Genomic DNA, 9,810 nt, shown 5'->3' with positions numbered 1-9,810 from the left:
ATTCCACAATAACTATCGTCCACAGTTTTACGTACGTACAACTGACGTAACTGGTAATATCTTCCTTCCTGAAGGAGTTGAGATGGTTATGCCTGGAGATAACTTAACGATAACAGTTGATCTTATTCAGCCTATCGCATTAAACTTAGGTCTTCGTTTTGCAATCCGTGAAGGAGGTAGAACAGTAGGAGCAGGTCAGGTTACTGAGATTCTAGACTAAGATTATAAATGAATTTATAAAAGTAAAGGTGTTCCGATTATTCGGAACGCCTTGACTTTTGTTTAAAGGAGGGGTTGTTTTTACATACCTTTAATGCTACTATTATACGGGTTTAGCTCAGTTGGTAGAGCACTGGTCTCCAAAACCAGGTGTCGGGAGTTCGAGTCTCTCAACCCGTGCATATATAAGAGGGAAATACTTTTTTAAGTGTATTGCTTTTAAATAATATAAAAAGAATATTCTTACATTATATGTAGAGTGTTTTTTAGAATGAATAAGAATTAAAAATTATGGCTGGATTTATAAATTACGTACAAGAATCGTACAATGAGTTAAAGAATCATGTGACGTGGACTCCACTAGCGGAAGCGCAACGTCTTATGGTTGTAGTTGCTGTTTTTTCAATTATATTCTCTTTAGCAGTTTGGGGTGTTGATTCTGTATTTAGTAAAGTGATTAAGTTGTATTTTGAAAATATAGTAGGTGCTTAATTCTATAACTATGGCTAAAACAAACAACACCAAAGATTGGTATGTAGTAAGGGCCGTAAGTGGTCAAGAAAATAAAATTAAAGCTTATATAGAGCAAGAAATTAATAGATTAAAACTTGAAGACTATATAGAAGAAGTTTTAGTTCCTACTGAAAAAGTAATTCAAATCCGTAATGGTAAGAAAATAAACAAAGAAAGAGTTTATTTTCCAGGTTATATTATGGTAAAGGCTTATTTAGGAGGTGAAATTCCTCATATTATTAAGTCAATTAACGGTGTTATTGGTTTTTTAGGTGAAGTGAAAGGTGGAGATCCTGTTCCTTTGAGAAAATCTGAAGTCAATCGTATGCTTGGTAAAGTAGATGAGTTGTCTGTAAAACAAGATAATGTTGCAATTCCTTTCAGTGTTGGAGAAACAATTAAGGTTATAGATGGTCCATTTAATGGATTCAATGGAACCGTAGAAAAAGTGAATGAAGAAAAGCGTAAGTTAGAGGTGATGGTAAAGATATTTGGAAGAAAGACACCTTTGGAATTAAGCTACATGCAAGTAGAAAAAGTATAAATAATAAGTGTTACACTAATATATTTTGGATTCTGTTCTATTGCTTCCAACTCTCAGAACAAGTCAAAGTTAAATTTTGAAAAATGGCAAAAGAAATAAGTAAGGTTGTAAAGTTACAAGTACGAGGAGGTGCTGCAAACCCTTCTCCACCAGTAGGACCTGCTTTAGGTGCAGCCGGAGTTAATATCATGGAGTTCTGTAAGCAATTTAATGCTAGAACACAAGATAAGCCTGGTAAAGTGCTTCCTGTTGTTATTACTGTTTATGGAGATAAGTCTTTTGATTTTGTAATAAAAACTCCTCCAGCAGCAGTTCAATTAATGGAAGCAGCTAAAGTAAAAGGTGGTTCAGGAGAACCTAACCGTAAAAAAGTTGCAAAAGTAACTTGGGATCAAGTTAGAGCAATTGCAGAAGATAAAATGCCTGATCTAAACGCATTTACAATTGATAGCGCTATGAAAATGGTTGCTGGTACTGCAAGATCAATGGGTATTACGGTTAAAGGTGGAGATGCTCCAGCTTAACATCCAAAAAGAAAATTAAAATGGCAAAATTAACAAAAAAGCAAAAAGAGAATCAAGGAAAGATTGAAGCTGGTAAAGCATACAGTCTTACTGATGCCTCTGCTTTAGTAAAAGAAGTAAGCAACGTAAATTTCGATGCTTCCGTAGATATTGCTGTACGTCTTAATGTAGATCCTCGTAAAGCAAACCAGATGGTTCGTGGTGTAGTTACACTACCTCATGGAACTGGTAAGGATGTAAAAGTGCTTGCACTTGTTACTCCAGATAAAGAGGCTGAAGCAAAAGAAGCTGGTGCAGATTATGTCGGTCTTGATGAGTACCTTGATAAAATCAAAGGGGGTTGGACAGATGTAGACGTTATTATTACAATGCCTAGTGTAATGGGTAAATTAGGACCTTTAGGGCGTGTTCTTGGACCACGTGGTTTAATGCCTAACCCAAAGACTGGTACAGTAACTATGGATATCGCGAAAGCTGTTGCAGATGTAAAAGCTGGTAAAATTGACTTCAAAGTTGACAAAACGGGTATTATACACGCATCTGTAGGAAAGGCATCTTTTGATGCTGATAAAATTGCAGGTAATGCAAAAGAATTACTTACTACACTAGTAAAATTAAAACCTACTACAGCAAAAGGAGTATATATCAAAAGTATCTTCTTGTCTAGTACGATGAGTCCTGGAATTGAGGTAGATGCTAAAGGGTACGCTACTAGTTAAATTAGAAATTATGACAAGAGAAGAAAAATCAAGAGTAATAGAAGATTTAACCACGCAGTTAGCAGGTAGTAGTCACATTTATTTAGCTGACATATCTGGATTGAATGCAGATAGTACATCTAAGTTACGCCGTGCTTGTTTTAAAGCAGGAATTAAATTAGCTGTAGTTAAAAACACATTGCTTTCAAAGGCAATGGATGCATCAGATAAAGATTTTGCAGAGCTTCCTGAAGTTTTAAAAGGAAACACTGCAATCATGTTGTCAGAGACGGGTAATGCCCCAGCAAAGGTAATTAAGGAGTTTCGCAAGAAAGCCGATAAGCCTTTGTTAAAGGGAGCATTTATAGAAGAAGCAATCTATGTTGGGGATGACCAATTAGATGCACTGGTAGATATCAAGTCGAAAGAAGAACTTATTGGAGAAATCGTTGGATTACTTCAGTCTCCTGCTAAGAACGTTATTAGCGCTCTTAAATCAGGTGGAAGTACAATCGCTGGTATTATCAAAACCCTTTCTGAAAAGGAAGGTTAAGCAGTACGCACTATTAACAATTATATAATTAAGATTATTTTTTAAAAAAACGATAGAAAATGGCAGATTTAAAAGAATTCGCAGAACAATTAGTTAACCTTACGGTAAAAGAAGTAAATGAGTTAGCTGGTATATTAAAAGATGAGTACGGTATTGAGCCTGCTGCTGCTGCTGCAGTTATGCAAGCTGGTCCTGCTGCTGATGCAGACGGAGGCGATGCTCAAACAGAATTTGACGTAATCCTTAAAGCAGCTGGAGCTTCTAAATTAGCAGTTGTAAAACTAGTTAAAGAATTAACTGGTGCTGGTCTTAAAGATGCAAAAGAATTAGTTGATAACGCTCCATCTCCAATAAAAGAAGGTGTAGCTAAAGATGAAGCTGAAGCACTTAAAGCGCAACTAGAAGAGGCAGGAGCTGAAGTTGAGCTTAAGTAAGCTCTCATAATAAAGACATATAAGGTTTAGGTTAATTATGCTTTCGCGAAAGCGTAATTTGACCTAAACCATTTGTCGTATATAAAGGTTACGATATCCGTAACAATGACATTTTCTTGATTTTGATGTCTTAAAAACTAAAATCAATAATCGATTTACTCAACAGTAAATCTAGTTTCTAATCAAATTCCGTTCGTTGATGATGCAAGATGCAAAACAAGCAGAAAGAATTAGTTTCTCATCAGTAAAGAATAGACCTGACTATCCAGATTTCTTGGATATTCAAGTTAAATCCTTTCAAGACTTTTTTCAGCTGGAGACAAAACCAGATGAAAGAGGTGATGAAGGGCTTTATAATACTTTCCTTGAGAACTTCCCTATTACAGATACCCGTAATAACTTTGTACTAGAATTTTTAGATTATTTCGTAGATCCTCCAAGATATTCTATACAGGAGTGTATAGAAAGAGGTCTAACGTATAGTGTACCTTTAAAAGCACGTCTAAAACTATATTGTACAGATGAAGAGCATGAAGATTTTGAAACCATAGTACAAGATGTGTACTTAGGTACCATTCCTTACATGACTCCAAGTGGTACATTTGTTATTAATGGAGCAGAACGTGTCGTAGTTTCTCAATTACACCGTTCACCAGGCGTATTTTTTGGACAATCTTTCCATGCTAATGGAACAAAACTTTATTCTGCCAGAGTAATTCCTTTTAAAGGTTCTTGGATTGAATTTGCTACAGACATTAATAGTGTTATGTATGCATATATTGATCGTAAGAAAAAATTACCTGTAACAACTCTTTTCCGTGCTATTGGTTTTGAAAGGGATAAAGATATCCTTGAAATTTTTGATCTTGCAGAAGAGGTTAAAGTTTCTAAAACAGGACTTAAAAAATATCTAGGACGAAAGCTTGCAGCACGTGTACTAAATACATGGCATGAAGATTTTGTTGATGAAGATACAGGAGAGGTTGTATCTATAGAGCGTAATGAGATCGTTTTAGATCGTGATACGATACTAGAGAAAGAACATGTAGAAGAAATTGTAGAAGCAGGAGCTAAGACAATTCTCTTACACAAAGAAGATAATCAGCAAGCAGATTATGCTATAATACATAATACGCTTCAAAAAGACCCTACAAATTCTGAAAAAGAAGCTGTAGAACATATATACCGTCAATTACGTAATGCAGAGCCGCCAGATGAGGAAACTGCTCGTGGTATAATTGATAAATTATTCTTTTCTGATCAACGTTATAACTTAGGTGAAGTTGGGCGTTACAGAATGAATAAAAAGTTAGGACTTGATATCGATATGGATAAGCAAGTTCTTACTAAAGAAGATATTATTACCATCATTAAGTATCTTATTGAGTTAATTAACTCAAAAGCAGAGATTGATGATATTGATCACCTTTCTAATAGACGTGTGCGTACTGTAGGAGAGCAACTTTCTGCACAATTTGGTGTTGGACTTGCTCGTATGGCTCGTACCATTAGAGAGCGTATGAATGTTCGTGACAATGAAGTATTTACGCCTATAGATTTGATTAATGCAAAGACTTTGTCTTCTGTAATTAATTCTTTCTTTGGAACAAACCAGCTATCGCAGTTCATGGATCAAACCAATCCATTAGCTGAGATTACTCACAAACGTCGTTTGTCTGCATTAGGACCAGGAGGTTTATCTCGTGAGCGTGCAGGATTTGAGGTACGTGATGTTCACTACACACATTATGGACGTTTATGTCCTATTGAAACACCAGAAGGACCAAACATTGGTCTAATCTCTTCACTTTCTGTATATGCAAAAGTGAACAGTATGGGATTCATTGAGACACCATATCGTAAAGTAGAAAATGGTAAAATAGATTTACTCTCTGAACCAAAATATTTAAGTGCTGAAGAGGAAGAAGGAATGTTAATTGCACAAGCAAACAATCCTATGTCTGATGACGGTGTTATCGAATTAGATAAAGTAATTGCTCGTATGGAAGGGGATTTCCCAGTTGTGGAAAAAACGGAAGTACACTATGCCGATGTATCACCTAATCAAATTGCATCTATTTCTGCTTCATTGATTCCTTTCTTGGAGCATGATGATGCAAACCGTGCATTGATGGGATCAAATATGATGCGTCAGGCTGTACCATTGTTAAGAGCAGAAGCTCCTATTGTTGGAACAGGATTAGAACGTCAAGTAGCTACAGATTCTCGTGTATTAATAAATGCTGAGGGAGCTGGAACTATTGAGTATGTTGATGCTAATAGAATAGATATAAGATACGATCGTACAGAAGATGAAAAACTTGTTAGTTTTGAAGATGATATAAAATCGTACAATCTGATTAAATTCCGTAAGACAAACCAAAGTACAAGTATCAATCTTAAGCCTATAGTGCGCAAAGGAGATCGTGTATATAAAGGCCAAGTATTATCTCAAGGATATGCTACAGAAAACGGAGAGTTAGCACTTGGACGAAATATGAAAGTAGCCTTTATGCCTTGGAAAGGGTATAACTTTGAGGATGCGATTGTAATTTCTGAAAAAGTAGTACGTAATGATATTTTCACATCTATTCATATTGATGAGTACTCTCTTGATGTACGTGATACAAAATTAGGTAATGAAGAGTTAACTAATGACATTCCAAATGTTTCAGAAGAGGCTACAAAAGATCTTGATGAAAACGGAATGATTCGTATTGGTGCAGAAGTAAAACCTGGGGATATACTTATAGGTAAGATCACTCCAAAAGGAGAATCTGATCCTACGCCCGAAGAAAAATTACTTCGTGCTATTTTTGGAGATAAAGCAGGAGACGTAAAAGATGCTTCATTAAAAGCATCACCATCTCTTCATGGAGTTGTAATTAATAAAAAATTATTTGCAAGAGCCATAAAAGATAAGCGTAAGAGAGCAAAAGATAAGGAGGATATTGCGATACTTGAATCTCAGTATGACGTGAAGTTTGACGAATTACAAGCAACATTAATTGAAAAATTATTTAAGCTAGTAAATGGTAAAACAGCACAAGGTGTTATGAACGATCTTGGGGAAGAAGTACTTCCAAAAGGAAAGAAATATACACTCAAGATGTTAAACTCTGTAGAAGATTATACGCATCTTTCACAAGGTACGTGGACCACAGATACAGATACAAACGTTCTTATTGCAGATTTACTTCATAATTATAAGATTAAAGAAAATGATCTTCAAGGAAATCTCCGTCGTGAGAAATTTACCATCTCTGTAGGAGATGAACTTCCTTCAGGAATTATCAAACTTGCTAAAGTATATATTGCTAAAAAGCGTAAACTTAAAGTAGGAGATAAGATGGCGGGACGTCATGGTAACAAAGGTATTGTTGCTCGTATCGTTCGTCAGGAAGATATGCCTTTCTTAGAAGATGGAACACCAGTAGATATCGTTTTGAATCCATTAGGGGTACCTTCTCGTATGAATATCGGACAGATATATGAGACTGTACTTGGTTGGGCAGGTCAAAAATTAGGAAAAACGTATGCGACGCCTATTTTTGATGGTGCTACACTAGATGAGATCAACGCCTTAACAGATGATGCAGGAATCCCACGTTTTGGACATACATACTTATATGACGGAGGTACAGGAGATCGTTTTGATCAACCAGCAACCGTAGGTGTAATTTATATGTTAAAACTAGGACATATGGTAGATGATAAGATGCACGCGCGTTCTATCGGACCTTATTCCTTAATCACGCAACAACCTCTTGGAGGTAAGGCACAGTTTGGAGGTCAGCGTTTTGGAGAGATGGAAGTTTGGGCTCTTGAAGCCTACGGAGCTTCTGCAACCTTACGTGAAATCTTAACAGTGAAGTCTGATGATGTAATCGGTAGAGCAAAAACATACGAAAGTATCGTAAAAGGAGAACCTATGCCAGAGCCAGGTTTACCAGAATCGTTCAACGTATTGATGCACGAGCTTAAAGGACTAGGACTAGACATTCGTCTGGAAGAGTAGTTTGATATACCCTGATGCGAAAGTGTATTTTTAATACGTACGCTTTCGCGAAAGCGGACTATCAAACAACACAATTTTAATTAATTCGACATACATTGAATTATGGCAAGAAATAATGATAATGCAACTCAAAAAAGCTTTAACAAGATCTCTATAGGTCTTGCTTCTCCAGAGTCAATCTTGGGAGCTTCAAAAGGTGAAGTTTTAAAGCCAGAAACTATCAACTATCGTACGCACAAACCAGAGCGTGACGGGTTGTTTTGTGAGCGTATTTTTGGTCCTGTGAAGGATTATGAGTGTGCTTGTGGAAAATATAAAAGAATACGTTACAAAGGAATCGTATGTGACCGTTGTGGTGTAGAAGTAACAGAGAAAAAGGTACGTCGTGATCGTGTAGGACACATTAGTCTTGTGGTTCCTGTAGCACACATCTGGTATTTCAGAAGTTTACCAAACAAAATTGGATATTTATTAGGGCTTCCTTCTAAGAAGCTTGACATGATTATCTATTATGAGCGTTATGTAGTCATTCAAGCAGGTATTGCAACAAATGAAGAAGGAGAGCCATTACAAAAAATGGATTTCTTAACAGAAGAAGAATACCTGAATATATTAGATGCATTACCACAAGAGAATTTATATCTTGACGATACAGACCCTAATAAATTCATCGCAAAGATGGGTGCAGAGTGTCTTATTGAGTTATTAAGACGTATTGATTTAGATAGTCTTTCTTATGACTTACGTCATAAAGCAAATAACGAAACGTCAAAACAACGTAAAACAGAAGCACTTAAACGTCTTCAGGTTGTAGAAGCGTTAAGGGATGCAAATAAAAACCGAGAAAATCTTCCTGAATGGATGATTATGAAAGTAGTACCTGTAATTCCACCAGAATTACGCCCATTGGTACCACTTGACGGAGGACGTTTTGCAACCTCAGATTTAAATGATTTATACCGTCGTGTTATTATACGTAATAACCGTTTGAAGCGTTTGATGGAAATCAAAGCTCCAGAAGTGATTTTACGTAATGAAAAGCGTATGCTACAGGAATCTGTAGATTCACTTTTTGATAACACACGTAAGTCATCTGCCGTAAAAACAGATAGCAATAGACCACTTAAATCACTTTCAGATTCATTAAAAGGAAAGCAAGGACGTTTCCGTCAAAACTTACTTGGTAAGCGTGTTGATTATTCTGCACGTTCGGTAATTGTCGTTGGACCAGAACTTAAATTATTTGAGTGTGGTCTTCCTAAAGGAATGGCAGCCGAGCTTTATAAGCCTTTTGTAATCCGTAAACTGATCGAAAGAGGAATTGTAAAGACCGTTAAATCAGCAAAGAAAATTATAGATAAGAAAGAGCCTGTTGTTTGGGATATTCTGGAAAATGTTCTTAAAGGACATCCAGTACTTCTAAACCGTGCTCCTACACTTCACCGTTTAGGGATACAAGCATTTCAACCTAAACTTATTGAAGGAAAAGCAATACAGTTACATCCATTGGTATGTACAGCATTTAACGCCGATTTTGATGGAGATCAAATGGCGGTACACTTACCATTAGGTCCAGAAGCGATTCTTGAAGCGCAATTATTAATGCTGGCTTCTCATAATATCTTAAACCCTGCAAACGGAGCTCCAGTAACGGTACCGTCTCAGGATATGGTATTAGGTCTTTACTATATGACAAAGGCCAGAAAATCGACTCCTGAGTTTCATGTAAAAGGAGAAGGAATTACATTCTACTCTGCAGAGGAAGTAACGATAGCCTACAATGAGAAGCGCGTAGATATTAATGCGATGATCAAAGTACGTGCTTTAGATTATAATAAAGAAGGAGAACTTACATATCAAGTAATTGATACTACCGTAGGTCGTGTATTATTTAATGAAGCTGTACCAGAGGTAGCAGGTTTTATTAATGAAGTATTGACTAAGAAATCACTACGTGATATCATTGGTAATATATTAAAAGTGACGAGTGTGCCACAAACTGCAGAATTCTTAGATCTTATCAAGACGATGGGATACGGATATGCATTCCGTGGAGGATTATCATTCTCACTTGGGGATATTATTATTCCAGCTGAAAAGCAATCCATGATTGACGATGCAAACGGTCAAGTAGACGTAATTACAGGGTCTTATAATATGGGTCTTATTACCAATACAGAGCGTTATAATCAAGTTATTGATGTTTGGACTTCTACAAATGCTACGCTTACAGAATTATCTATGAAGCGTATCCGTGAAGATCAGCAAGGATTTAACTCTGTATTTATGATGTTAGATTCTGGAGCT

At 36.3% G+C, this 9,810-nt stretch carries 8 protein-coding genes, 1 tRNA gene and 1 pseudogene; all 10 read left to right on the top strand.

Going from position 1 to position 9,810, the window contains the following annotated elements; translation table 11 throughout:
- Positions 1–220 (top strand): annotated as a pseudogene (gene tuf, locus Q0505_RS11835) (elongation factor Tu); the annotation flags it as partial.
- A gap of 106 nt (positions 221–326) precedes the next feature.
- Positions 327–399: transfer RNA gene (locus tag Q0505_RS11830), tRNA-Trp, on the top strand.
- A 111-nt stretch (positions 400–510) separates the two neighbouring features.
- Positions 511–711 (top strand): preprotein translocase subunit SecE, encoded by a 201-nt coding sequence (gene secE, locus Q0505_RS11825; RefSeq protein WP_299213062.1) that lies wholly within the window; start codon positions 511–513, stop codon positions 709–711.
- Positions 712–721: 10 nt separating this feature from the next.
- Complete coding sequence (gene nusG / locus Q0505_RS11820; RefSeq protein WP_299213061.1) at positions 722–1,276, top strand: transcription termination/antitermination protein NusG; 555 nt, start codon at positions 722–724, stop codon at positions 1,274–1,276.
- Between the two features lie 83 nt (positions 1,277–1,359).
- Complete coding sequence (gene rplK, locus Q0505_RS11815; protein ID WP_299213059.1) at positions 1,360–1,800, top strand: 50S ribosomal protein L11; 441 nt, start codon at positions 1,360–1,362, stop codon at positions 1,798–1,800.
- Positions 1,801–1,820: 20 nt separating this feature from the next.
- The gene (gene rplA / locus Q0505_RS11810) at positions 1,821–2,519 is read left to right on the top strand and encodes a 50S ribosomal protein L1 (protein WP_299213057.1); all 699 of its coding nucleotides are present in this window, start codon (positions 1,821–1,823) and stop codon (positions 2,517–2,519) included.
- 10 nt (positions 2,520–2,529) lie between these two features.
- Positions 2,530–3,051, top strand: coding sequence for a 50S ribosomal protein L10 (gene rplJ, locus Q0505_RS11805; RefSeq protein WP_299213055.1), 522 nt, complete (start codon positions 2,530–2,532; stop codon positions 3,049–3,051).
- Between the two features lie 59 nt (positions 3,052–3,110).
- Positions 3,111–3,485 (top strand): 50S ribosomal protein L7/L12, encoded by a 375-nt coding sequence (gene rplL / locus Q0505_RS11800; protein WP_299213053.1) that lies wholly within the window; start codon positions 3,111–3,113, stop codon positions 3,483–3,485.
- 199 nt (positions 3,486–3,684) lie between these two features.
- Positions 3,685–7,503 carry a DNA-directed RNA polymerase subunit beta gene (gene rpoB / locus Q0505_RS11795; RefSeq protein ID WP_299213051.1) on the top strand — a complete coding sequence of 1,273 codons (3,819 nt, stop codon included), beginning with the start codon at positions 3,685–3,687 and terminating at the stop codon, positions 7,501–7,503.
- 102 nt (positions 7,504–7,605) lie between these two features.
- Positions 7,606–9,810, top strand: a 2,205-nt coding sequence (gene rpoC, locus Q0505_RS11790) for a DNA-directed RNA polymerase subunit beta' (RefSeq protein ID WP_299213049.1), incomplete at its 3' end; no start/stop codon positions are given.

The sequence above is a fragment of the uncultured Dokdonia sp. genome (assembly GCF_937910895.1).
Classification (GTDB): Bacteria; Bacteroidota; Bacteroidia; order Flavobacteriales; family Flavobacteriaceae; genus Dokdonia.
Note: the sequence above shows the minus strand (reverse complement) of the source record. Positions and strands in the feature narration are given on the sequence as shown.